The 23827-nt window shown below is 65.2% G+C and carries 24 protein-coding genes; 14 read left to right on the top strand and 10 right to left on the bottom strand.

The annotated features are described in order from the left end of the window. The first annotated feature begins 14 nt into the window (after positions 1–14). Both QTH91_RS17085 and QTH91_RS17080 read left to right on the top strand, forming a co-directional pair. Complete coding sequence (locus QTH91_RS17085; protein ID WP_286661294.1) at positions 15–998, top strand: hypothetical protein; 984 nt, start codon at positions 15–17, stop codon at positions 996–998. 5 nt (positions 999–1003) lie between these two features. After that, a complete protein-coding gene (locus tag QTH91_RS17080; RefSeq protein ID WP_286661293.1) occupies positions 1004–1582 on the top strand; it encodes a hypothetical protein in 579 nt (192 codons plus the stop codon). A gap of 351 nt (positions 1583–1933) precedes the next feature. Here QTH91_RS17080 and QTH91_RS17075 read toward each other — a convergent pair whose 3' ends face one another. Next, positions 1934–3601 carry a magnesium transporter CorA family protein gene (locus QTH91_RS17075; RefSeq protein WP_286661609.1) on the bottom strand — a complete coding sequence of 556 codons (1668 nt, stop codon included), beginning with the start codon at positions 3599–3601 and terminating at the stop codon, positions 1934–1936. A gap of 253 nt (positions 3602–3854) precedes the next feature. On the opposite strand from QTH91_RS17075, the gene QTH91_RS17070 reads away from it, so the two are divergent. From QTH91_RS17070 to QTH91_RS17015, 12 genes are all read left to right on the top strand, one after another. Next, complete coding sequence (locus QTH91_RS17070) at positions 3855–4526, top strand: amino acid ABC transporter permease (protein WP_286661292.1); 672 nt, start codon at positions 3855–3857, stop codon at positions 4524–4526. Positions 4527–4544: 18 nt separating this feature from the next. Then, positions 4545–5198 (top strand): amino acid ABC transporter permease, encoded by a 654-nt coding sequence (locus tag QTH91_RS17065; RefSeq protein ID WP_286661291.1) that lies wholly within the window; start codon positions 4545–4547, stop codon positions 5196–5198. A 58-nt stretch (positions 5199–5256) separates the two neighbouring features. Further along, the gene (locus QTH91_RS17060) at positions 5257–6048 is read left to right on the top strand and encodes a transporter substrate-binding domain-containing protein (RefSeq protein ID WP_286661290.1); all 792 of its coding nucleotides are present in this window, start codon (positions 5257–5259) and stop codon (positions 6046–6048) included. Positions 6049–6067: 19 nt separating this feature from the next. After that, a complete protein-coding gene (locus QTH91_RS17055) occupies positions 6068–6835 on the top strand; it encodes an amino acid ABC transporter ATP-binding protein (protein WP_286661289.1) in 768 nt (255 codons plus the stop codon). A gap of 69 nt (positions 6836–6904) precedes the next feature. After that, on the top strand, positions 6905–7669 hold the full coding sequence (locus QTH91_RS17050; RefSeq protein WP_286661288.1) for a sugar phosphate isomerase/epimerase family protein: 765 nt from the start codon (positions 6905–6907) through the stop codon (positions 7667–7669). Further along, positions 7666–8622 (top strand): sugar kinase, encoded by a 957-nt coding sequence (locus tag QTH91_RS17045; protein ID WP_286661287.1) that lies wholly within the window; start codon positions 7666–7668, stop codon positions 8620–8622. The genes QTH91_RS17050 and QTH91_RS17045 overlap by 4 nt, the downstream gene beginning before the upstream one ends. Before the next feature lies 1 nt (position 8623). After that, the gene (locus QTH91_RS17040) at positions 8624–9604 is read left to right on the top strand and encodes a 2-hydroxyacid dehydrogenase (protein WP_286661286.1); all 981 of its coding nucleotides are present in this window, start codon (positions 8624–8626) and stop codon (positions 9602–9604) included. A 37-nt stretch (positions 9605–9641) separates the two neighbouring features. Beyond that, entirely contained in the window at positions 9642–10706 is a 1065-nt protein-coding gene (locus QTH91_RS17035; protein ID WP_286661285.1) for a LacI family DNA-binding transcriptional regulator, read from the top strand. Positions 10707–10740: 34 nt separating this feature from the next. Next, entirely contained in the window at positions 10741–11649 is a 909-nt protein-coding gene (locus tag QTH91_RS17030; protein WP_286661284.1) for an NAD(P)-dependent oxidoreductase, read from the top strand. 78 nt (positions 11650–11727) lie between these two features. Beyond that, a complete protein-coding gene (locus QTH91_RS17025; RefSeq protein WP_286661283.1) occupies positions 11728–12411 on the top strand; it encodes a hypothetical protein in 684 nt (227 codons plus the stop codon). A 13-nt stretch (positions 12412–12424) separates the two neighbouring features. Continuing rightward, the gene (locus QTH91_RS17020; protein WP_286661282.1) at positions 12425–12868 is read left to right on the top strand and encodes a GFA family protein; all 444 of its coding nucleotides are present in this window, start codon (positions 12425–12427) and stop codon (positions 12866–12868) included. Positions 12869–13135: 267 nt separating this feature from the next. Then, positions 13136–14335, top strand: coding sequence for an amidohydrolase family protein (locus QTH91_RS17015; RefSeq protein WP_286661281.1), 1200 nt, complete (start codon positions 13136–13138; stop codon positions 14333–14335). 21 nt (positions 14336–14356) lie between these two features. Here QTH91_RS17015 and QTH91_RS17010 read toward each other — a convergent pair whose 3' ends face one another. The 9 genes from QTH91_RS17010 to QTH91_RS16970 all read right to left on the bottom strand — a co-directional run bounded on the left by QTH91_RS17010 (position 14357) and on the right by QTH91_RS16970 (position 23803). Beyond that, on the bottom strand, positions 14357–15037 hold the full coding sequence (locus QTH91_RS17010; protein ID WP_286661280.1) for a TetR family transcriptional regulator C-terminal domain-containing protein: 681 nt from the start codon (positions 15035–15037) through the stop codon (positions 14357–14359). A gap of 26 nt (positions 15038–15063) precedes the next feature. Then, entirely contained in the window at positions 15064–16026 is a 963-nt protein-coding gene (locus QTH91_RS17005) for a PDR/VanB family oxidoreductase (protein ID WP_286661279.1), read from the bottom strand. A gap of 9 nt (positions 16027–16035) precedes the next feature. Further along, a complete protein-coding gene (locus tag QTH91_RS17000; protein WP_286661278.1) occupies positions 16036–17058 on the bottom strand; it encodes an ABC transporter substrate-binding protein in 1023 nt (340 codons plus the stop codon). A 42-nt stretch (positions 17059–17100) separates the two neighbouring features. Continuing rightward, the gene (locus tag QTH91_RS16995; protein ID WP_286661277.1) at positions 17101–18492 is read right to left on the bottom strand and encodes an FAD-binding oxidoreductase; all 1392 of its coding nucleotides are present in this window, start codon (positions 18490–18492) and stop codon (positions 17101–17103) included. Further along, a complete protein-coding gene (locus QTH91_RS16990) occupies positions 18492–19376 on the bottom strand; it encodes an ABC transporter permease (RefSeq protein WP_286661276.1) in 885 nt (294 codons plus the stop codon). Before QTH91_RS16990 ends, QTH91_RS16995 begins: the two co-directional genes overlap by 1 nt. Continuing rightward, positions 19354–20160, bottom strand: a complete 807-nt coding sequence (locus QTH91_RS16985; RefSeq protein ID WP_286661275.1) for an ABC transporter ATP-binding protein — start codon at positions 20158–20160, stop codon at positions 19354–19356. The genes QTH91_RS16990 and QTH91_RS16985 overlap by 23 nt, the downstream gene beginning before the upstream one ends. A 14-nt stretch (positions 20161–20174) precedes the next feature. Beyond that, the gene (locus QTH91_RS16980) at positions 20175–20996 is read right to left on the bottom strand and encodes a creatininase family protein (protein WP_286661274.1); all 822 of its coding nucleotides are present in this window, start codon (positions 20994–20996) and stop codon (positions 20175–20177) included. Between the two features lie 268 nt (positions 20997–21264). Next, positions 21265–22737: a M20/M25/M40 family metallo-hydrolase gene (locus QTH91_RS16975; RefSeq protein WP_286661273.1), complete on the bottom strand. Its 1473-nt coding sequence runs from the start codon at positions 22735–22737 to the stop codon at positions 21265–21267. Then, positions 22730–23803, bottom strand: coding sequence for an S-methyl thiohydantoin desulfurase domain-containing protein (locus QTH91_RS16970; protein WP_286661272.1), 1074 nt, complete (start codon positions 23801–23803; stop codon positions 22730–22732). The genes QTH91_RS16975 and QTH91_RS16970 overlap by 8 nt, the downstream gene beginning before the upstream one ends. Between the last annotated feature and the right edge of the window lie 24 nt (positions 23804–23827).

Here is a 23827-nt window from a genome sequence, read left to right as displayed (position 1 = left end):
TTTGGAGGACACAGATGTCGCAGTTCCGAAAGCTGTTGTCTGAACACAAAGCGCTCCAAGAGCGCATGGTGTTCAGCAAGGACACGGTCGCAAGAATTCGGTCGCACTTGCTGGCGCGACCCGCCTGCACCCGCTCGGATCTATGCATCTTTGCGGCTGGAAGCCTGGCACGCTATGAAACAGGACGGAGCTCTGACCTGGATCTATTCTTCATAGGTGATCGAAATGGCAGGTCTTCCAATGAGCGCAGCATCTCTAGGCTCCAAGAGATTGAAGCGTTCGCTGATCTAGTGCGACTGAATGCTGAACTGGATCTCGAACCGTTCAGCGGGGACGGTAGGTATCTAAAGATTCACGAACTATCGGACATCATCGACGGTACCGGCACTGCCGAAGACGACAGCGAGAATCTTTTCACCACACGTCTGCTCCTGCTACTTGAGAGCAAACCGATAGCAGGGGATGCGGTGTATGACAGAGCGGTCGCAAAAGTACTAGAGATGTACTTCAGGGATGGACGAGGTCGACGCGGCTACCGGCCACTGTTTCTTCTCAATGACATCCTGCGCTATTGGCGAACGCTATGCTTAAACTACGAAAGGGCGCGCCAAGATCTGGGGAAGCCGTGGTGGAAGGTCAACTTGAACTTGAAGTTTCCCCGCAAGCTTACGGTTTTCTCGACCGTCCTGGCAGTTATCGCCACCCGTCTCACGACAGAAGACGCGTTCCTGCCCATCGCTCGAATGACTCCGATGGAGCGGCTCGCTTTCGCTCTAGACACCATGAACGACCACTCCCTCTTGGATCGATTTGCCGAGGTCCTCGACAACTATGAAGAGTTCCTCGCAGTGAAGTCTCATCGAGAGCTCGAGGGCCAATCGAAGCCCGCTCCAGTGGCCGACTTCAGCGTGAAAGCCGAGCACCTCAACGATTTCTTGCACGATGCACTGGGAAGCCTGAATCTCGACCGTGACCTGGTGCGATACGTCATGATCTAGCTGACATGGCGTACTTTGTATTCGCCGAGTTCGGCAACGACGGTGTCGTCAACTTTCTGACGGCGTTGCGGAGGGCTCTTCAGGCGAAGTCAGACGTCTCTCCGATACATGTCACGCTCAGGGGGCCCTACAAGAAACCTCCAACCTTGAGTCAATTGGATGGATACGCGGAGCAACTGAAAGGCCTCGGTGTAAGAATAGGCAGTGGCGGCTCCTTCGATACTCCCAAGGGATTCGCGGTGTTCCTCCGCGCGGAATGCTCAGTGTTTCCCAACCTGTGGGACAAACCTGATTTCAGGGTCCCGCGCAAGCATATTCAACCGCACATTACTGTTTTCGAGTCGTCCAGCTGGAATGCTGCTCGTAAAGTTCGAGATTTCTTACTTGAGCAGGATTTCGTGATTCACACGTATAACGTGCATCTCAGCATCTATCAGTCTCGGAATATGCAAGGAGACTTCTTTACTCGTCCAATCGCGGTCCCACTCGCGCGCTCCATGAATAGAGACATCGTTAGGATTCCAGAAGGCATGCTGCAGTTGGCTCATGAACTTGGAGCTCAATTGGCGCGCAGCGCCACCTAGCAGTTCTTTGCGACGAAGAAGGGACACACAGGCCAAGGATGCCCCGACCTTTGCGTCATGGCGCCGACTATGACGGCAATCTCATCCTAAGCGGTCTTAACGCCTAGGCACGTCGAAGGACTGCAACCAGTCTGAACCGGTCATAAGCGTCGCGCAGCCCAACGACCGCAGCGGGCGCAAAGCCGACATCACCGGCGGCACAAAGCCGTAATTCACCAACTCTGCCTTTTCAGCGCGAACTCGCGCAGCAACCTTGACCAGATCGGCCAGGCCAAGGATCAAAGTTGATACGCACCTGCCCCATCGTCTCAGGCCCAGCGCACGCAGCAACTACGACTCCTCATGGCAGCGCTATTCCGCGCCCGCCCGCCAGACGTTCAGGAACGCTGCCAACTTGCCCTTGAGCGGCATGCGGTCGTTCGACAGCGCATCGAGGAAGTCCGACAGCCGCTTGGACTTGATCATCGTGTAGACCGTCAGCCATGTCGTGAAGACGAAGACCACGCCGAAGTACGCGAGCTTGGTGGAGAGCGGGGCGTCCGCTTCGGCCAGCAGGTTCATGCCCAGGAAGCCCGTGGTGACGGTGCCGATCAGGCCAAACAGCGTGACCACCGTCAGCCGCACCACCGTGTTGGCCTGGCGGCGCAGGCTGTCGGCTTCGAGGTAGGCGTTCATGTCGTCGATGCGCACGCGCACCTCGTCGTAGAGCTCGTCCAGGCCGAGGTGCCTGGCGCACAGCCGCGACAGGGCCTTGACCTGCGCCTGCTGAGAAATCTCGTGGAACCAGTAGCGGTGCGTAAAGCGCAGGAAGCGCTCGAAGCTGGCGCGGATGGCGCGCTTGAATCGCTTGACGCTCTCGACGCTGCGAATGTCCAGCCGCTTGAGTGCCTCCACCAATTGGTCGGAGAACATCAGCAGAGACGCCTTCTGGAAATGCGCGATCAGGAACAGCAGGAAGTGCTGGTGCCTGAACTGCGCGAGCACGCCCCGGTCCCGGCACCCGAAGAATTGCGAGCCTGCATCGCCCACCACGATCAGCGCATGCCCGTTGCAGAGATAGCGTGTGTTGGGCGCTGCGCCGGCTTCCGACCAGAAGCGGTCGTAGCAGTAGTTGCGCTCGAAATCGGCCAGGTGCTGCTCGCCGTAGGGCAGGGCGTCTTCGCTGGTGTCGGCGCCTGCACCGGTCACCAGCCCCAAGCGGATGAAGTCGGCACGCGTGAGACGGCGCGGGTCGTCCAGGGCCAGGTAGGCCATCATCGGCATGCGGTAGTACTCGATCTGGCGGTAGCGCAACTCGCCGGCCTCTTGGCTGTTCTGGGCCACCAGCGGCTGCATGACGAAGGCCCAGTGCGCCGAGGTGCGCGGCGCGCGGTGAGTTGCCACGTGTGACAGAAACAGCTCGCGCTCCTGCGCATCAGAACTGGCCAGCACGCCGCCATCCGCATCGAGCCATTCGGCCTCGGCCATGCAGTGCAGTGCCTGGCCTTGCGCATCCCAGCCGGCCGGATAGGCGCGGCCGAAGCGGTAGAGCATCTCGTGCGCCTGCGGCAGCGTCAGGTCGTTCGCGCCCACCTCGACGTTAAGGATGACGACGTCGACGTCGAAGAAGAAGTAAAGGTCGATGTGCACCACGTCGAGCGTGATGGGCGCGTCGCCTTCGCGCGGCACCACGCGCAGTGCCGCGATGTCATTGCGTCGGAACACGCGCATGGGCGATTCGCGCGACGCGTCTGCCGCGCCGCCTGCGCTGCTCCGGTCCCGGCCCTCGCCGTAGATGAACTGCTGCACGTAGGGCAGGAAGCTCACGAACTCGTTGTAGTGCCGCTCGTGGAAGTCGTCGCTGCCGCCGGTGTATTCGTCGTGGACCTCGTGCCATGGCGTTCCTCCGGCGACGAGCTGGTCGAGCAGCGAACCCGAGGCCCGGCCCGGCGCGCTGTCTTCCGGATGCATGAGCCGAAGCGGCCAAAGCAGGATCTGCCGCAGATGGCGCACGGTGGGCGGCTGCGCCGCGCGCGCCATCGACGCGTCCGCGCCTGCGTGTGCGAATGGGGAAGGGTGGCTGGTCTCGGATGTTGTCGTGGGCGCCATGGAGGCAGTTTAGGCACCGGCTCGGGCCGTGCGGTCCGATACGTACAAACCCCAGGTGTCCTGAAACCGGTTTCAGATAAAGTTGGCCTCATGCGCCGCCAACGGCGCCTTCACGGATCGGAGACAACGTCGACGCTGCCAAGGGCCTTGCCCGCCGCTTCGCCATGCATTCTTCCCAACGCCAATGAACTACCAGTTCCAGTTCGACGCGGTGTTCGCCGCCTGGCCGCTGCTGCTCAAGGGCACCTGGATCACGATCCAGCTGTCCCTGGCGGCCACCGCACTCGGCCTCATCGTGGCCGTGTTTTGCGCCTGGGGCAAGACCTCGGGGCCGGCATGGTTGCGTTTCCCGATCAACGCCTACATCGAGGTCATCCGCAACACGCCGTTTCTGGTGCAGTTGTTCTTTTTCTTCTTCGCGCTGCCGGTGATCGGCCTGCGCTGGTCGCCCTACACGGCCGCGCTCACGGCCATGGTGGTCAACCTGGGCGCCTACGCCACCGAGATCATCCGCGCCGGCATCGAATCGATCCCCAAGGGGCAGATCGAGGCCGGCCGCGCACTCAACCTCAAGGGTTGGGAGATCTTCCGCTTCATCATCATCAAGCCGGCGCTCAAGGCCATCTACCCGGCGCTGACGAGCCAGTTCATCCTGCTCATGCTCAGCTCGGCGGTGGTGTCGGTCATCTCGGCGGACGACCTCACCTCGGTGGCGGCCACGCTGCAGTCGCAGACCTTCCGCAGCTTCGAGATCTACATCGTCGTGACCGCCATCTACCTGGCGCTGGCGCTGGCCTTCTCGCTGCTGTTCAAGACCATCTACCGGCACATGCTGGACTACCCGGACCGCCGGTAAGGAACAGGGAGCCACACGATGCGTACCTTCGGATTTGCCGAGTTCCTGTTCATCCTCGACGCCGCGCGCTGGACGCTGGCGCTGTCGGCCATCGCCTTCGTCGGCGGCTCGATCCTGGGCCTGTTGGTGGCGTTGGCGCGCACCTCTGAGAGCCGCACAGCGCAATGGGTGGCGGCGGTGTACATCCAGATCTTTCAGGGCACGCCGCTGCTGCTGCAGCTGTTCCTGATCTTCTTCGGTGCGCCGGTCATCGGGCTGGACATCAACCCCTGGATCGCGGCCGGCATTGCGCTCATCCTCAACACGGGCGCCTTCCTGGGCGAGATCTGGCGCGGCTGCATCCAGGCCATTCCGCACGGGCAGTCCGAGGCGGCGCACGCGCTCAACCTGAGCTACATCGACCGCATGCGCGACGTGGTGCTGCCGCAGGCTTTCAAGATCGCTCTGCCGCCCACGGTGGGCTACATGGTGCAGATCATCAAGGGCACGTCGCTGGCGGCCATCATCGGCTTTACCGAAGTGACGCGCGCCGGCCAGATCATCAACAACGCCACCTTCCAGCCGCTGGAAGTGTTCACCACCGTGGCGGCCATCTACTTCTTCATCTGCTGGCCGCTGTCGCTGCTGGCCGCGCGCATGGAAAAAAAGCGCGCACGCACCCTGGCCCGCTGAAGGCCCCGTCAGTTTCCTTTTTTGTTTTGTTCACCCATCCTCACTCCAGGAGATTCGAATGAGCTTGAACTTCAACCGCCGCACCGTCCTGGCCGCCATTGCCGGTGTCTCGCTGACCATCGGTGCCGTGCAGGCCTCGGCCCAGTCGCTGGCCGACATCAAGAAGAAGGGCGAAGTCACCATCGGCATGCTGGTGGACTTCCCGCCCTACGGCACCACCAACGCGCAGAACCAGCCTGACGGCTACGACGCCGACGTGGCCAAGCTCCTGGCCAAGGACTGGGGCGTGAAGGCCAACATCGTGCCCGTGACGGGCCCGAACCGCATTCCCTTCCTGCTGACCAACAAGGTCGACCTGCTCGTCGCATCGCTGGCCATCACGCCCGAGCGTGCCAAGCAGGTGCAGTTCTCGCAGCCCTACGCCGCCGCGACCATCGTGCTGTATGCCAAGACCGGCCTGCCGATCAAGGCCGCCGCCGACTTGAAGGGCGTGCGCGTGGGCGTGGCCCGCGCCAGCACGCAGGACGTGGTGGTGACGCAGTCGGCCCCTGAAGGCACCGAGATCCGCCGCTTCGACGACGACGCTTCGGCCATGCAGGCGCTGATCTCCGGCCAGGTGGACGCCATCGGCTGCTCGGTGACGGTGGCGGCCCAGATCGCCAAGCGCGTGCCGGCCAACACCTTCGAGAACAAGTTCACCCTGAAGCAGCAGGCCATGGGCATCGCGATGCGCCCGGGCCAGGAAGACCTGCTCAAGAATGTCGACGCCTTCGTGCAGAAGAACACCGCCAATGGCGAGCTGGGCAAGCTCTACCAGAAGTGGCTCGGCGCCGACTTCCCGAAGTTCTGAGCCGACGCGGAGCATTGGCATGAGCACGCACGCAACGGGTGACACCATCATCAGCATGGAAGGTGTCAATAAGTGGTACGGCAGCTTCCAGGTGCTGACGGACATCGACCTGACGGTGCGTGCCGGCGAACGCATCGTGATCTGCGGGCCTTCGGGCTCGGGCAAGTCCACGCTGATCCGATGCATCAACCGGCTGGAGCAGGTGCAAAAGGGCAGGATCGTCGTCGACGGCATCGAGCTGACGGCCGGCGGCAAGAACGTGGACGCCGTGCGTGCCGAAGTGGGCATGGTGTTCCAGCAGTTCAACCTGTTCCCGCACCTGACCATCCTGCAGAACTGCACGCTGGCGCCGATGCGCTCGCGCGGCATGTCCAAGGCGCAGGCGGAAGAGGTGGCCATGAAGTACCTCACCCGCGTGCGCATTCCGGAGCAGGCCGGCAAGTACCCGAGCCAGCTTTCCGGTGGGCAGCAGCAGCGCGTGGCCATTGCCCGCGCGCTGTGCATGTCGCCCAAGATCATGCTGTTCGACGAGCCCACCTCGGCGCTCGACCCCGAAATGGTCAAGGAAGTGCTCGACACCATGATCGGGCTGGCCGAAGACGGCATGACCATGCTGTGCGTGACGCACGAAATGGGCTTTGCCCGCAGCGTGGCCGACCGCGTGATCTTCATGGCCGACGGGCGCATCGTGGAACAGGCGCCGCCGGAAGAGTTCTTCCGCCAGCCGAAGGACGAGCGCACGCGCCAGTTCCTCGGCCAGATCCTGAGCTCCGCGCACGCGCACTGACCGGCACACGCAAGAATCAAGAACCATCGAGCGTCGACAAAACGGGCCTCGTGCCCCAGGAGGTTGCCAATGTTCCCCGTCTACATCTCTCTGGGCGCCTTTGGCGCCGCCGAAGTGGGCCGGCACGGCCAGCCCTGGTTCGCGCGGCTGGCCAGCGAGGCCGGCGCCGATGGTGTCGAAGTGCGCGGCGAGCTGCTGCACGACACGCCTGCCGACGACCACCTGCATGCCGAGCTGGGCCTGCTCGCGCCTTTCACGGCCGTCTATTCGGAGCCGATGGGCTTGTGGACGGCCGATGGCGAGCTCGACGGCGGCGCTCTGCAGCGCGGCTTCAAGCGCGCGGCCGTGCTGGGTGCGCCGGTGCTCAAGATGTCGATCGGCGGTTTTCGGATCGAGCGGCGCGATTCGCTCAACGACCTGTCCATCCTGCTGGCCGACGCCAAGGCGCAACTGCTGATCGAGAACGACCAGACCGAGACCGGTGGCACGCTGGGCGCGCTGCAAGCCTTCTTCGCGGCCGCCGACGACGTCGGCCTGAGCCTGGGCATGACCTTCGACATGGGCAACTGGCACCATCAGGGCGAATCGCCGCTCGAAGCTGCCAAGGCCCTGGCGCCGCGCGTGCGCTACGTGCACTGCAAGGGCGCGCAGCGCCTGCCCAACAAATGGATCGCGGTGCCGCTGGGCGACTCCATCGCGCCCTGGCGCGCCGTGCTGCGCGCGTTGCCGGGCGACGTGCCGCATGCCATCGAATACCCGCTGGCCGGCAACGACCTGCTGGCCACCACGCGTGATGAAATCGCGCTCGTCAAATCTGTTCGCGCACTCGCATGACTGCTCCCGCTTCCTCCCTCGATGTCGCCGTGTTCGGCGAGGCCATGATGCTGCTGGTGGCCGACCGTCCGGGTCCCATCGAGGATGCCCAGTCCTTCCACAAGCGCACGGCCGGCGCCGAGACCAACGTGGCCATCGGCCTGTCGCGCCTGGGCCTGAAGGTGGGCTGGGCCAGTCGCCTGGGCACTGATTCGATGGGCCGTTCGCTCATCGCCAGCATGCGCGGCGAGGGCATCGATTGCTCGCACGTGGTGTGCGACGCGCAGCAGAAGACGGGCTTCCAGTTCAAGGGCCGCGTGACCGACGGCAGCGACCCGCCGGTCGAATACCACCGCAAGGGATCGGCCGCCAGCCAGATGGGGCCGCAGGATGTGGACGAGGCCTGGCTGCGCTCGGCCCGCCACCTGCACGCCACCGGCGTGTTCCCGGCCTTGTCGGCCACCACGCTCGCGGCCGCGCGCAAGACGCTGGCCGTGATGCGCGAGGCGGGCCGCACCATCTCCTTCGACCCCAACCTGCGCCCCACGCTGTGGGCCACGCCCGAACTGATGCGCGACACGCTCAACGAGCTGGCCGCGCAGGCCGACTGGGTGTTGCCGGGCATCGAGGAAGGGCGCTTCCTCACCGGGCACGACACGCCCGAAGCCATCGCGCGCTACTACCGCGAACGCGGCGCCCGGCTGGTGGCGATCAAGCTCGGTTCGCGCGGAGCGTACTTCGACAGCGACGTGGCGGGCATCGGCTGGGTCGAGGCCTTTCCGGTCAAGGAAGTGATCGACACCGTCGGTGCTGGCGACGGCTTTGCAGCCGGCCTTGTCAGCGCCTTGCTGGAAGGCCGCACGGTGCCAGAGGCGGTGCGGCGCGGCGCCTGGATCGGCGCGCGTGCGGTGCAAGTGCTGGGCGATACTGAGGGGCTGCCCACACGGGCCGAACTGGAGGCCGCAGGGCTTTGACATGACACGCAAGAACATCCTCGTATTCCGGGAGATCCCCGCCGATCAGCTGTCCCGCCTGCAAGCCGAGCATTCGGTGACGGTGGCCGACGCCAAGACCGACCGCGCCGCGTTCGACGCCGCACTGCCCACGGCCCAGGGCCTGATCGGATCAAGCTTCACGATCGACGCCGCGGTGCTCGACCGTGCGCCCAAGCTGGAGGCGATTTCCAGCGTCTCGGTGGGCGTGGACAACTATGCGCTGGGCGAACTGCATCGGCGCGGCATCATGCTTTGCCACACGCCCGGCGTGCTGGACGAGACGGTGGCCGACACCGTCTTCGCGCTCTTGATGGCCACCAGCCGCCGCGTGGTGGAACTGGCCAACATGGTTCGCGAGGGCCGCTGGGCCAAGAACATCGACGACGAGCATTTCGGCTTCGACGTGCATGGCAAGACGCTGGGCCTGCTGGGCTTTGGGCGCATCGGCCAGGCCATTGCGCGCCGGGCCGCGCTGGGCTTTGGCATGCCGGTGCTCTACCACTCGCGCCGGCCGGTCGACCTGGCTTCGCAGGCCCCGCAACTGCAAGGCCATGCGCTGCACACGCCGTTGCCCAACCTGCTCTCGCAATCCGATTTCGTGGTGGCGATGCTGCCGTTGTCCGACAGCACGCGCGGCATGATCAACGCGCAGCTGCTGTCGCAGATGAAGCCGGGCGCGGTGTTCATCAATGGTGGGCGAGGCGCCACGGTGGACGAGGCAGCGCTGCTGGCCGCGCTCGACAGCGGCCACTTGCGCGCCGCCGGCCTGGACGTGTTCGCCAAGGAGCCACTGCCGCTCGATTCGCCGCTGCGCACTCATCCGCGCGTGACGCCGCTGCCGCACATCGGCTCGGCCACGCACGAGACGCGCCACGACATGGCGCGACTGGCCGTGGACAACCTGCTGGCCGCGCTTGCCGGCCGGCCGGTGCCGGCGCAATACGACCTGAGCGCCGCATGAGCCGGCACATGCCCAGGTCCCGCGCTGCTTCTGATTCATGAGTACGCGCAAGTCTGTCGGCCGCGCGCCGGGGCGGGCCACGATCGGCGACGTGGCCGAGGCCGCCGGCGTTTCCAAGGCCACGGTCTCGCGCTTTCTGAACCATCGCGAACGGCTGCTCAGCCCGGACATTGCCGCGCGGGTCGAAGCCGCAGTGGCCAAGCTGCAGTATTCGCCCAGCCCGATGGCGCAGGCACTCAGCCGGGGGCGATCGCGCCTCATCGGCCTCGTGGTGGCCGACGTGAGCAATCCTTTTTCGGTGGCGGTGCTGCGGGGCGCGGAAAAAGCCTGCCAGGAGGCCGGCTACCTGCTGATGCTGTTCAACCTGGGCAACGAAGGCAGCCGCGAGCGCGAGGCCATCGACGCGCTGGTGCGCTACCAGGTGGACGGCTTCATCCTCAACACCTTGGGGCGCGGTGCATCGGCGGTCGATGCCGACACGCTGCATGGCAAGCCCGCGGTGCTGGTGGACCGGCGCCACCCGGGCATGCGTGCCGACTTCGTTTCGCTGGACAACGGCGAAGCCATGCAGACCGTTTGCGCGCATCTGGTGGCGGGCGGCTTTACCGAGTTGCTCTACATCAGCGAACCGTCGAAGGGCGTGAGCTCGCGGCGCGAGCGCATTGCCGCATTTGGCGATTGCGCCAAGGCACAGGGCGCCAACGTGGCAGCCCAGGTTTTCGAAAGCCACGACGACGCGGATCCGCAGGCGCATGAAGAACTCGATGGCGCGCTGAAGGCGCTCAAGCGCCGGGCCGGTCGCGGCCGGCGCGCGGCGGTGGTGGCAGGCAACTCGGTGGTCACGCTGCGCGTGGCCGCGGCCATGACACGGCTGGGCTGGCAGTTTGGCCAGGAACTGGGTTTTGTCGGCTTCGACGACACGGAATGGGCATCGCTCATCGGCAGCGGCCTGAGCACCATGGCACAGCCCACCGACGCCATCGGCCATGCGGCGGCCACTTGCCTCATCGAACGCCTGCGCGGCTTTGAAGGCCCGCCGCGCCAACTGCTGCTGCCCGGACAGTTGCTGGTGCGAGGGTCGTCGGTCGCGGCCAAGGGCTGAAGCCCATCCAACCATTTCAGGAGACAGCATTCCAATGAGCAACGACATCAAGCCTTCAATCGGCATGGTCGGCATTGGCCTCATGGGCCACGGCATTGCCAGCAACATCGCCAAGCACGGCTATCCGCTCACGGTGCTCGAGCACCCGGGCAACCAGCCGCTGGATGCGCTCAAGGCAGCCGGCGTGAAGTCGGTCGACAGCCTGGCCGCGCTGGCGGCCAATGCGCAGGTCATTGTGCTTTGCGTGACGGGCTCGCCGCAGGTGGAGGCCATCGTCCTCGGCGCGGGCGGGCTTGTCGAAAGCATGAAGCCCGGCACCATCGTCATCGACTGTTCGACCGCCATTCCCACGTCGACCGAGCGCGTGGCGCAGGCGGTACGTGCGGCGGGCGGGCAGTTTCTCGACACGCCCATGACGCGCACCCCGAAGGAAGCGGCCGAAGGCCGGCTCAACCTGCTGGTGGGCGGCGATGCGGCGTTGCTGGAGCAATGCCGGCCCATCCTGTCGTGCTTTGCCGAGAACATCACCCATTGCGGAGCGGTGGGCACCGGCCACGGCATGAAGCTGCTGCACAACTACGTGTCGCTCGGCACTGTGGCGCTGATCGCCGAGGCGGCCGCCTGCGCGCAGCGCGCGGGCGTCAACCCCGACGTGTTCGTCGACGTGCTGGCCAAGGGCGGCGGCGGCGGCGTGGCATTGGAGCGGCTCAAGTCCTTCATCACCCAGCAAGACCCGAGCGGGCTGCGCTTTGCCATGAGCAACGCGCAGAAAGACCTGGGGTACTACACCGAGATGGCGCAAGGCGCGACAGCGGCCCAAGGCATTGCGGACGCGGTGCTGGCCACCTATGCCGGCGCGGTGGCGCAGGGCGGGGCACAACGCTTCGTGCCGGAACTGGTGGCCGTGCTGGCAAAGGGCGGCGCGCCGGCTGGCAAGAATTGAGCTTCACAGGCATTGAGCTTCACAGGCGGTCTGCGGTGAGATAGCCTCCCGGCTCCAATCGTCCAAAGGAGCCATTCGATGCCTCGTCGCTTCATTCTCTCTGCCAGTGGTGCCGCCCTGGCAGTTGCCGCATTGATCGTCGGTTGCGGTGCCATGGGTTCTTCGGACAAGAAACCCATGAGCTTCTTCATCACCAGCACCAACCCCGGCAAGGGCGGCGACCTGGGCGGGCTGGCCGGCGCCGATCGCTACTGCCAGTCGCTGGCATCCAGCGTGGGGGCCGGCAACAAGACCTGGCGCGCCTACCTGAGCACCGTCGCGCAGAGTGGGCAGCCTGCCGTCAATGCGCGCGACCGGATCGGCACCGGGCCTTGGACCAACGCCAAGGGCGTCGTCGTTGCCACCAGCGTGGCCGACCTGCACAGCCCCAACGCCAAGGTCGGCAAGGACACCTCGCTCACCGAAAAAGGCGAAGTCGTCTCCGGCTACGGCGACCCGGTGAACCGGCACGACATCCTGACCGGCTCGCGCCCTGACGGTACCGTGGCCGTTCCCGATGCGGGCAAGGACACCACCTGCGGCAACTGGACCCGGAGCGAGGGCGGCTCCGCCATCGTGGGCCACCACGACCACAAGGGCACCAACCCCGACCCGGTGGCCAATGCTTCGTGGAACTCGTCGCACGGCACGCGTGGCTGCAGCGTGGATCAGCTCAAGATGAGCGGCAGCGCGGGCCTGATGTATTGCTTTGCGGCCAACTGACGCCGTCGCACGCATGAACCCCGCCGACTTCGACGGGCGCCGCGAGCTTCAGGCGGCGTGCCATTGCGGCGCGGTGCGCTTTCGTGTGCTGCTCGCCGATGGGCTGCGCAGCGCGCGGCGCTGCAACTGCTCTTACTGCCGCATGCGCGGCGCCGTGGCCTTGTCGGCCAACCTGGACGACCTGCATGTGGTCGAAGGCGCCGACAAGCTGACGCTCTACCAGTTCAACACCGGACAGGCCAAGCACTACTTCTGCTCGGTGTGCGGCATCTACACCTTCCACTCGCGGCGCTCGAACCCGAACCAATACGGCGTGAACGCCGCGTGCATCGACGGCCTGAGCCCCTTCGACTTCGACGAGGTGCCGGTGTCGGAAGGGCGGAACCATCCGAAGGATGGGGATGGCAAGGCGGTGGTGGCGGGGTGGGTGAGCTATCGGGGGAATGGGGGCGGGTAGGGGCGGCTGTAGCCGGGCAAGGGAAGGGCCGTCTTTCAGCGGGCCTGCTTGAGTGCGAAGCTCGAGCGGAATCCTGGCGTCAATTTTCATGCTGTGCATTCGAGAAGCGCGGCTGATTGTGCTGAACGAACGATGTTCGACGAACATGTTCGGCATCAGATTCCAGCCTTCGAGGCCTAAAGTGCTCCGATGAATGCCCTGACTTCGCACGACCATCTCCACGCGCCATCGCTTGTCGATCCAGATCCGAAAAAGGGCGGAACTTCCATGAAACTGCGTTCACTTCGAATTCCTCGCCCGCTGCGCGGCAACGGGCTGGATGCGGATTGCGAGGTCTTCGACATCACGATCGAATCGGGGAAGGTGGTCGCGGTAGAAGGTGCTGCCGATCAGCGTTCCCGTGGCACGGTGATCAGTTCGCCGGTAGACGCGCATGTGCACATCGACAAGAGCTACACGGTGAGGGAGGTCGGTCCGGCCAATGGCGATCTGTTCGCCGCCATCTCCCGCATGGACAGGCACAGCGCGCTCTGGACCGAGGCGCACATCACCACTCGAATGGAGAAAGCCCTTCACGACGCGTGGCACGCCGGCACGCGCGCCTTGCGCACTCACCTTGATTGGAAGGGCGCTGAGCCGCCGCTCGCGCTGGCAGCCTTCGAGCAGGCCCGCCACCGTTGGCAGGGACGGCTCGAGCTGCAATTCGTCTCGCTCACGCCGCTGGACGTTTTTGCCGACGTGAACGCAGGCCGATGCATCGCACAACAAGTTCAGCGTTCGGGGGGCGTGCTGGGCGCTTTCATCTATCGCAACGACGATCTGGTCCACAAGCTGGGTCGGGTACTTGACCTTGCTCAAGAACATCACCTCTCGCTGGACTTCCACGTCGACGAAGGGCTGGACGCAGATGCCACTGGACTGAGAACCATCGCACAGCTTGTGATCGAGCGTGGCGGCTTGCCCGGGCTGCGTGTGGTCTGCGGACATGCGTGCTCGCTCTCAATGCAAGCGGCCGAAGAAGCCAACGAAACGCTGCGGCTATGCGTTCTGGCAGGCATTCACCTGATCGCGCTGCCCACCACCAATCTGTACTTGCAAGGCGCATGGAGCGCCACGCCGCTGGAGCGTGGCATAACGCGTGTTCGGGAAGCCCAGGCCATCGGCCTGCGGCCAGTGCTGGCCACGGACAACGTGCAGGATGCCTTCTATCCCTACGGCAGCTACGACCTGATGCAGACCTTTGGACTTGGTGTCCAGATGGCGCACCTCGCACCTGCGCAAGATTGGCTTGGAGCAATCACCACGCATGCCGCTGCCGCACTCGGCCTGGCATGGGACGGCCTCATCGCGCCCGACTGCCCCGCCGACCTTCTTGTGCTGGACGCCGCGGACGAATTTGAGCTGCTGGACGTGCGAGGCCACGCGCGCACCGTCGTTCGTGCTGGCCGCATTCTCGAAAGAAGATGAAGAACGGAGCAACGCATCCCGTTACTTCACACCTGCACCGCGAAGCAAGAACGCCGTAACCTGCGCGATCAGGTACTCGCGCTCTTTCGGATCATCGGCGGTGGCGCCTCCGCGGAAGAAGTGCACTTGCTCCGCGTGGTCTGCGTAGAACTGCGTCACCGCCCACAGGTGGAATAGAAAGAGCACTGGATCCACCGGGCCCATCTGACCTTGGCTCGTCCAGTTGGTAATGACGGCCGCGGCCTGCTCGGTGCGGCGCTTGCTCTGTACTTCCATCATCGGACGCAGCACCGGCGCGCCGCGCATCATTTCAGCGGCGAAGATGCGCGAGCGCAGCGGCTGTTCGAAGGAGAAGATCATCTTGCGCCGGATGAGGTCCGACAGCACCCGCCGCGCGCCGTAGGCCTCGTCTGCAAAGCCGAACACGCTGATCCAGTCGTCGATGATGTCCTGCAACACCTGGCGATACAGCGCGTCCTTGCTCCCGATGTAGTAGTGCAGTTGCGCCTTCGAGAGGCCCGCCTTGTCTGCGATGGCCTGCGTGGTCGCACCCTGCGGTCCGTCGGCGGCAAATACCTCGATCGCCGCCTGGTTGATGACAGCCAACACCTGAGCGTATTTGCGCGAGCGGCCACGCGTTGACGAGGACTTGGACTCGAAATCGGCTGCTTCTGCGGTTGACGCGGGGTTGCTGGTGTTCATCGAAAGCGCATGGTGCCAGAGCCAGCTCAGAGATGGATCACCAGCTCCCGCTCCCGTGCGCGCGAACAACACAGGGCCACCTTGTGGCGGCGCTCGGCGCCGGTCAGACAGAAGTCTCGGTGCTCTGCGCCCTCGCCTTGTGCCGGCACCACGCAGGTGCCGCAAAGGCCCTGCTCGCAAGAAACGGGAACGTCGATGCCGAAATCGTGTAGCGCGTCTACTGCGCTCTGGTCGGCGGCCACCGGCACGGTGAAGCCACGTTGCGTGAGGCGCAGGCTGAAGGCCCGCCCGGCCGGCACGCTGCTCTCGCCAGGGGCAGCGAAGTATTCGGCATGCACCGCGTCTTCGGGCCAGTGTGCCGCCGCCTTGCGCACCGCGCTCATGAAGCCGGCCGGGCCGCACATGTACAGGTGCATGCCGGCTTCGTGGGTCTGCAGCATCGCGGCGAGATCGATCTTCTCGGGCGCGGCGGAATCGTCGAAATGGACACGCACCTGCGGGGCAAGGTCCGGCGCCGCCAGCGCATCGGCAAAGGCCAGGTGTTCTCGGCTGCGCGCGAACACGCACAGTTCGAAGTCAGCACCCCGGCGTGCCAGGGCCTGCGCCATGGCCAGCAATGGCGTCATGCCGATGCCGCCGGCCAGCAGCAGGTGCCGGCGGCCATCGGCATGCACCGGAAAGGTGTTGCGCGGAGCGCTGATGGGCAGCAGGTCGCCTTCGCGCACGCGTTCGTGCATGCTGGCAGAGCCGCCCCGGCTCGCGGCCTCGCGCTTCACGCCGATCAGGTAGCGGCCGCGGTCTTGAGCGTCCGGGGCGCGCGCCAGCGAATACTGGCGCGAGAAGCCGCCGGGCATGCGCACGTCGATGTGCGCGCCAGGCTCGAAGCCCGGCAGCTCGCGGCCCCACGGATGCGCCAGTTCGAAGGACAGGATTTCCGGCGTCTCGCGCCGGATGCGCTCGACGCGCACGGTCAGGGTGCGCTCCACCATGGGGTGACCTCAGTCCTTGGCCAGCGACTTGCGCAGATCCAGCCCGGCGCCCTTGTTCACGAACTGAAGCGTGTAGGCCTGGCGGTAGTCGAAGTCGGTGGGCTTGTACAGGCCGGCTTCGACGGCCTTGTCGTAGAAGTCCTTCATGCGTGCGTCGCTCATGGCGCCAATGCCTTGCGTCTTGGCATCGCCCACGTCGATGTGCGCGCGCAGGATCGGGATCGACTTCTCGATGTACTCGTCGGTGATGTCCGGATTGGTCTTCTTGATGATGTCGTCGGCCGCCTTGTGGTCGCCATACAAGTAGTTCACCCAGCCAATGTTGGTCGCCTCGACGAATCGGCGAACCACGTCCGGCTTGCTCTTGACCAGGTCCTGGCGCGTCTCGATGACCATGCCGTAGGTGGACCAGCCCGCGTCCGCCAAGCTCAGCACCACCGGCTTGAAGCCGGCTTGCTTCTCCACCGCCAACGGCTCCGAGGTGGCATAGGCCTGCTGAACCGCCTGCTTGTCGGCCAGGAACTGCGACAGGCTGTAGTTGTAGGGGCGAACCTGCTCGTCGCGCACGCCATAGGCCTTCTTCATCCATTGCCAGTAGCTGATCTGCCCGTCCTTGGCCAGCAGCACCGTCTTGGCCTTGGCGATGTCGGCGAACTTGTCGATGCCCTGGCCCGGATGCGCAATGATGGCCTGCGGGTCGCGCTGGAAGTATGCCGCCACGACCACGGTCGGAACCTTCTGCTTGATGTTGTCGAAGGCCATCAGCATGTTGCCGGTCATGAGGAAGTCGACCTTGCCGGCCGGCAGCATCGGCCGGTTGTTGACCTGCGGGCCGCCCTGCTGGATGTCGACGTCCAGGCCGTACTTCTTGTAGGTGCCGTCGGCCAGCGCCTGGTAGAAGCCGCCATGACCAGGCTGTGCGCGCCAGTTGGTGGCGAGCACGACCTTGTCCTGCGCGATGGCGGCGAATGTCGTGGTGGCCAGCACGGCGGCCAGAAGGCAGCGGGCGGAGAAGGGTGCGTTGGTTTTCATCGCTTGTCTTCCTTGGGTGGGGTTGTGTGCTTGCTTCGCAGGTCAGACTTGCCTGGCCATATCGCTCGTCCAGCCTCGCGTCTTGCCGGGGTTCATCAGTCCCAACGGGTCGCTGCGCTTCTTGAACTGGATCTGCGCGTCGTCGATGGTCTTCATGCCGCCGTCCTCGATGGTGAACACATGCGGGTTGAAGACCTGGCAGCCGCCTTGCGACTCGATCTCGCGGATCACCTCGTACTGGTGCGCCTCGCCCTTCCAGCGCACGAGCAGGATGCCGAAGGTGCCGGCTTCGCCACCGGCGCGGGCGAAGTCCTGGTGCTGCAGGACCTCGTCGCCGAAGATGGCCAGATGTCGTTCGACGACCGCAGGGTCGAAGGGCTGCGCGTAGGAGATCTGCAGGTAGGTCCAGCTACGGTCGAGCTTGAGGGCTTGCAGTGTGGTGTGGTTGAAGGCGCACTCGTAGGCGGGCGGTAGGCCCAACGCCAGAAGCTGGTCTTCGGTGCCTGCCACCGAAATGATGCCGCCGTGCCCGGCGGCTGCCTTTCGGAAGTCGTCCATGGACTCGGGCGCGACCATCGCGAACGCGGCGTGGCGGTCTGTCGGAAAGCGGTCGCCCATCGCTGTGTAGTAGGGCGCGAAGCGCGCTTCCACCGTGGTGAATAGGAACAGGTCGAGGTCGGGCGACGCCGCGTCGATGCCGAAATCCAAAGCCTGCCGGTACTTTGGAAAGAGCACCGTGCAATGCACCCAATCCACGGCAGGCGATAGCGCCACTTCCACGTCGAGGATCACGCCATTGGTACCGAAAGCGTGCTGCACCTGCTGGATGTCGTCGCCCCGCAGTTCGATGATGCGCGGCTCGCGCTCCACGGTCATGACGCGCGCGTTGAGCAAGTTGCCGGTGTCGCGCAGGATGCCGTGCCGGAACGAGCCGATGCCGCCGAAGCCGCCCGCGACGAAGCCGCCGATGGTGGCCACATGCCAGGTGGAAGGCCACATGCGCAGCGCCTGGCCAGTTTCGCGCGCGGCCAGGTCGATGTCGTGCATGCGCGCACCGGCCTGCACGCGAATGCGGCCATCGGCGACGTCGAGCACGCGGCTCATGCCGGTGACGTCCATCACGATGCCGCCTTCCAGCGGCACGCACTGGCCGTAGTTGCCGGTGCCGCCGCCGCGCACCGTGAGCGGCAGCTTCCACTTGGCGGCGGTTGCGGCCACCTGCCGCACGTCGTCTTCGGTGGAGACCTTCACCACCAATTCGGCGATGCAGTTGTCCAACTGCGCGCTGAGGATGGGGCTGTACCAGTAGAAGTCGCGCGAAAGCTGCTTGCGCTGGCCGCGGGCGTCGATGATGTTCAGCCCCGCGAGGTCGCGCTGGACCGCGTCCCAGTCGATGGCCCGTTGCTGGCCTTCGGTGTTCGGCACGGCGCTCATCAGCCGTCCCTCTTCATTTCGCTCTCGTGCCAGTGCCCGAGCGCTGCGCGCGACAGGCCGGCAAACACGAGGAAGATGACGATGCCCAGGAGCGACACCAGGAACAGCGCCGCGAACATCATCGGGATCTCGGTGCGGAAGCTCGATTCGAGAATGCGCGATGCGAGGCCTGTTTCGCGGCCCGCGGTGCCCGCGGTGAACTCGGCCACCACCGCGCCGATCAGGCTCAGGCCGCCGGCGATCTTCAGGCCCGCCATGAAATAGGGCAGAGCACTGGGTACCAGCAGGTAGCGAAAGGTCTGCCAGGGCGAGGCCTTGTAAAGCGTGAACAGGTCGCGCAGGTTGCTGTCTGCGCTCTTGAGACCGATGACCGTGTTCGACAGGATCGGGAAGAAGGCCACGATCCAGGCACACAGCAGCAGCGCCGCCGTGGTGCTCGAGACGTAGATCAGGATCAGCGGCGCGATCGCGATGATCGGCGTGACCTGAAGGATCACCGCGATCGGGAACAGACCGATCTCCACCCACTTGAACAGCGCGAACGCCACTGCCAGCAGCACCCCGCCCACGATGGCCGCCGCAAGGGCCAGCAGCGTGAGCTTGACGGTAAACCACAGTGCGGCCGAAAGCGTGTCCCAGTTCTCGATCAGCGTGGTGAAAATGAGGGAGGGCGCCGGCAGGATGTAGTGCGGGATCTGGTTGATGCGCACCACGGCCTCCCACAGCAGCAGCAGGCCGCCCACCACGATCACCGGCACAGCGATGCGCAGCATGGCCTCGCGCCTGCGGATGGCGTCGTCGCGCGCCTTGAGTTCTTCTGTGGTGGGGGCGCGTTCGGCGTCTTGCATGACGAGGCCGGCTTCAGTGATCGATGTCGACGCCATGGAGGGCTCCGTGCAGGGCTTGAGATACCGCGGTGCAGTGTGCGTTGTAGCGGGTGGATGTGCGGAAGGCTTCGCCGCGCGGATAGGGCTCCTCGATGCGGATCTCGTCGATCACGCGGCCCGGGCGCGCGGCCATCACCACGATGCGGTTGGAGAGGTACACCGACTCGTACACGCTGTGCGTGACGAAGATGACGGAGAAGCGGTGCTCGCGCCAGATGGACAGCAAGTCGTTGTTGAGCTTGATGCGCGTCATTTCGTCGAGCGCGGCAAAGGGCTCGTCCATCAGCAGCAGCCGAGGGCGCGTGACCAGGGCGCGGGCGATGGATACGCGCATCTTCATGCCGCCCGACAGTTCGCGCGGGTACACGTCGGCAAAGCGTGACAGGCCCACCATCTCCAGCGCTTGGTGCACCACCGGCGCGGCGGCATCGCGCGATACGCCGGTGAGCTTGAGGGGTAGCCAAACGTTGTCGAACACTTTGGCCCACGGCATGAGCGTAGGCTCCTGGAAGACGAAGCCCAGGTCGCGGTCGATTTTTCCGGCAACGGTGCCGGCCGGGGTGGCCGACCAGCGCATGTCGCCCGAGCTCAGGCGCGTGAGCCCGGCGACCAGGCGCAGCGCGGTGCTCTTGCCGCAGCCCGAGGGGCCCAGGAAGCTGATGAAGTCATGCTCGCCGACGTCCAGAGACATGCCCTGCAGGGCGAGGGTGCCGTTGGCAAAGCGCTTGCTGACATTGCGCAGACTGACCAGCGGGGGAGCGACAAGATCGTGTGGAGTCACCGCGTCTCCTGGTGTCAATGCCAAGCCGGCTCGTTGGCCAAGCGCTCGATCGGAAAACGATCGACTTCGCGCAGCAGCTCGACGAAGCGCCGGCCAACGAGGTCCAGCACCGCCTTGCCCTTTTCGGGCGTGGCGCGGGTGGCGTCGCCCGCTGCACCGTTGGGATTGATGTCATGCATCTGCCAGCTCAGCTTGCCGCTGGGGCCGATCGACAAGTACTTGTTCTCCGCCGAGAGGTCTTCGGTCATCGAGCGAAAGTTTTGGAACTGGTCGCGCCGCACGTAGTCAGGCGTCAGATGCAGCATGACGGAGCTTTCGAGGTCGCCGGCATGCACGCCGTGCTTGCCTTCGTGCGCGGTGAACATGCCCTCGGGCAGGCCCAGGGTGTACCAGTTGGCGGACACGACCATCATTCCGTGCGCCTCGCGCAGGTCGCGCGCGACGATGTCCATCACGCTCATCTGGCCGCCGTGGCTGTTGTAGAGCACCAGCTTCCTCACGCCAGCGCGGGCCACGCAGTTGCCGATGTCCGTCCACATGGAGATGAGCGTACGGGCCGAGACGGTGAGCGTACCGGGGTAGCGCGAATGCTCGTTGCTCTTGCCGTAGGGAACGGTGGGCAAGAAAAGCACGGGCAGGTCTTCGGGGATGTGCGGCAGGCTGGCGGCCACCATGCCGTCGATGGTGGCGGTGTCGGTGGACATGGGCAGGTGCGGCCCGTGCTGTTCGGTGGCGCCCACGGGTAACACGGCAACAAGTCGCGAGCGGTCGAGGCGGGAGAACTCTTCGCTGGTCAGGTCCGACCAGAAGCGGCTACGGATGCGGGGCGGATTCATCGTGGCTGACCTTTCGCGTTGGCGGATGGCAAGCCTAAATTATCCATACGGTCAAAAAAAAGGTCCTGGGGTTTACCCAAGACCTTCGTGTAATTTAATGTTTTGCAGGACGCAACCTGCTGCTGTGATTTGATCGAATGGAAAAAAGCTTTCGATCGGCGCGGGTGAGTGCCGCGCTCCATGGCATCGATGGGAAGCCGCAGCAGCCGGGGGACCGCTGAGCCATGGGCTTGCTGTCAACAGGGCATCGAAGACATCTGTGCGGCCCTCACGAGCGCCTTGGAGCGTGGACAGATGCAGACAACGTCATCGCCAGGCAGGCCGTCAGGCGCTTGGCGTATGGCACGTGCAGGAACTCGTTGGGCCCATGCGCATTGGCGTTGGGGCCCAACACGCCGCAGGCCATGAACTGCGCCGCTGGATAGGTGGACCCGAGCAGGCCCATCAGTGGAATGGTTCCACCCTGGCCGATGCTGGCAAATCCCCTGCCGTCGAAGCAGGCGCGGCTGGCGAGGTCGAGCGTTTCTTCGAGCCAGGGCGCATACGCGGGTGCATTCCAGCCCTTTGCGTGGCCGCGATCCGGCACGAAGCGCACGCCGGCGCGGTAGGGGGGCGAGTCTTCCAGAACGCGCTTCACTTCCGCCAGTGCCGATGCGCTGTCGACCAGCGGCGGCAAACGCAGCGAAAGCCGGAAGGCCGTGCGTGGGCGCAGAACGTTGCCTGCACCCTGCAGCGCCGGCAATCCTTCGGCACCGATCACGGCCAGCGACGGTCGCCATGCGCGGTTGAGCAGGGCCTGTTCCGGATCGGTGGTAACCGGCAGCGCCGGTTGCCCGTCTTCGCCGCAGTGCCATCGAAAGCGCTTCCACGCCTGTTCGCCCAGGATGCGCGCGGCCTCTCGCGTTTGCGCGAGCCGGTCGGCCGGTACTTCGCAATGCAGGGTTGCAGGCAGCAGGCGGCCAGTGGCGCTATCTTCCAGCCGGTCGAGCATGCCGCGCAGCACGCGAAAGCTCGAAGGCACGATGCCGCCGGCATCCCCCGAATGCGCGCCTTCGTCGAGTACCTGCACTTCGAGGGTGCCTCCGCAATAGCCGCGCAGCGAGCTCACCAGCCAGAGACGTTCGTAGTCGCCCGCGCCGGAGTCGAGGCACACCACCAGTCCGACCTTGCCGATGCGCGGTTGCAGCACCTCCAGGTAGTGCGGCAGGTCGTAGCTGCCCGATTCCTCGCAGGTCTCGATCACACCGACGCAGCGCGGGTGCGTCGCGCCCTGGTCGTGGAGCGCCTGCAGTGCAGTGATGGCGGCGTAGATGGCATAGCCATCGTCGGCACCTCCGCGCCCATAGAGCCGAGTGCCGTCGTACACCGGCTCCCACGGGCCGAGGCCGGGGCGCCAGCCTTCGAACTCCGGCTGCTTGTCCAGGTGGCCGTAGAAGAAGACAGCTTCATCCGTATCGCAGCCGCGCGCGGGCAGTTCGAAATAGATGAGCGGCGTTCGGCCGGGCGTGCGAAGCACTTCGACGCGCAGGCCGGGCAGGGGCTGGCGCCTTGCCCAGGCGGCAGCTTCGTTCACAACCTGGTCGAGCAAGCCGCGTGTTTCCCAATCCGGGTCGAACGCAGGGCTCTTTGCCGGGACGCGGATGTAGTCCGAGAGCAGCCCGATCAGCTCGTCGTCCCATTGGCGGTTGCAGAAGTCCTGCGCACGCGCCAGATCGAGCGCAATCGTGCCCAGTTCAGGCATGGGCAGCGACGCTGGCCTTGGGCGCAAAGGCTTGGCCGATGGCCTGTTCCAGCGGAAGGTACAGCTCCGGCATGAACATGGTCCGCGAAAGCAGCAGGTTCGAGCCGGGTGCATGCAGGACGCGGATGCGCTGGCCTTCCACCACGCGCGCGGAGACGAGCGGGTAGCCATCTTCGGCAAAGGTCATGACCAGGTCAGGGAAGCGCGCAATGGCGCGGCCTTGTTGTTCGAGCACCATGTATTCGTTGACGAAATGCAGTGTGGTGGCGCCGTCGTCGTCGTCGAGTTCGACGATGCCGACGTCCAAGCCTTCACGCTGCTCGCAGCGGTAGCGGCGTACGGTGCCCTCTGCAACGACGCGGCCCTTCAAGTGGCGCGCAGCGGCTTCCATGCCGCCTTCCAGGTAGGCCTTGCCCAGCGCGATGGCAAAACTGATGGCGCCGGGTGCGCCGTGCTGCTGCGCGTATTCGACGGTGACCGGATTGCGGGCCACCGCCACGAGTCCACCGGCGTCGATGGATGCGCGGCGCACGACGGCCGACGTGGCCTCCAGGCGTCCGCGGGCCGCGCCTTCGATGTAGCGCTCCGGCGCACCGCCGGCATAGCCCTGGATCGAGACGTAGTCGTCTTCGGTGTGCAGGCCCAGGGCACCCATGATGCTCGAAGGATGGGCGCGCCCATTGCACGCCAGGTCGATCACGGGCAGGCCGCACAGGGCGGCGTGGAGCCAGCCGTTGACCGTGGTTTCGGCGCCGTTCTCGTTGGTGTGCATGGCGACCAGGCGCTGGCCTTGCGGCAGCTCGCGCTGCAGCAACTCCAGCGTGCGCATGAGATGGCGTGGTTGCACGAAGGGATGCGGCGCGGCCGGTGCGCCGACCAGCGCGACCGTCACCGAAAGGCCTTGCGGATCGAATTCATCCACACTCCAAAGCTCGGGCGTTCCGACCTGCAGCGCCAGGCTGGCAGCGCGCTCGCCGGCTTCGATGATGCCGCCGCCACCACCGCCCAGGATGGCGCCGCCCATCACGGCTGCCTTCACGTCGTCGATCGTCAGTTTGCGTTTCATGTCAGGGTCTCCGTTTTGGCGGGT

This window comes from Variovorax dokdonensis, from assembly GCF_030316895.1.
Classification (GTDB): domain Bacteria; phylum Pseudomonadota; class Gammaproteobacteria; order Burkholderiales; family Burkholderiaceae_C; genus Variovorax; species Variovorax dokdonensis.
Note: the sequence above shows the minus strand (reverse complement) of the source record. Positions and strands in the feature narration are given on the sequence as shown.